A 902-nucleotide genomic window follows, 5' to 3' on the forward strand; every position below is an offset into this window, starting at 1 on the left:
CAGCGGGGCCGCGAGGCCGCGCATCACCAGCCGTTCCTCGCGCGCCACCAGCGCCTCCGCCGGGCCGAGCCGCGACGTGGCGTAGCGGGCCAGCAGCCAGTGCAGGCGGCGTGCCTCGGGCCCGCTCGCCTTCACGCTCAGCAGCGACGCGGGGCCGAGCGGGCGGATCGCGAGCGACAGCGCCTGCTGCGCGGCGCGTGCCTGCACCGCGCCGAACCGCACCACGGGGCCGTCCTGCACCGTGACGTTGTCCCCCGCCGGACTGTCGATGCGCCTGGCCGATGCGCCCTCGCCCAGCACGAGCGCGGCGAAGTCCTGATTGCTCATGGCGTCGCAGGCAGTGGTGATGCGCACGCGGTCGAGCGTGATGCCAGGCAGTGTGGTGAGCGTGACGGTCAGCGCCACAGCCGGACTGTCGGCACGCAGTTCATACGCGTAGCGCAGCCGCGCGAGCTCCCGCGCCGGGCCGCGTGCGAAGCGGCCACGCCCGGCCACCACGCCTTCGTGGAACAGCAGCACGCCGCCGGGCATGGGCTCGATGCCGACCGTGGTGATGGCATCCTCGACATCGAGGCAGTGCTTGCGGCCGCGCCAGGTGAACTCGACCAGGTTGCCGGCGTGCAGGATGGCGGGCGGGCCGTCCTCGCCGTGCAGGCGCTGCTGGATCTCGCCGCGCCTCAGGTCGCCGGTGAAACGGTGATGCGGCGTGCGGATGTCGAAGGATCGCGGCGACTCGTCCTCGACGGCCACGCGCGCGGGGCCGAGCGCGCGCGGCGCGCGGCCGTCGCCCTGGAAGGACAGCAGCAGGTCGTGCGCGCCCTCCGCGCCGCCGAGCAGCGGATGCGCCAGCGCCTCGGCCGCCGCGGCATTGGCGGCGAGGTCGAAGACCTGCCCGCGCGGGC

The 902-nt window shown here is 75.1% G+C and carries 1 protein-coding gene; it reads right to left on the minus strand.

Translation table 11 applies throughout. The annotated features are described in order from the left end of the window. Nucleotides 1-902: hypothetical protein (locus HW578_RS27100; RefSeq protein WP_198373792.1), on the minus strand; the 902-nt coding region annotated here is incomplete at both ends.

This window comes from Roseomonas rosulenta (assembly GCF_016106005.1).
Classification (GTDB): Bacteria; Pseudomonadota; Alphaproteobacteria; order Acetobacterales; family Acetobacteraceae; genus Neoroseomonas; species Neoroseomonas rosulenta.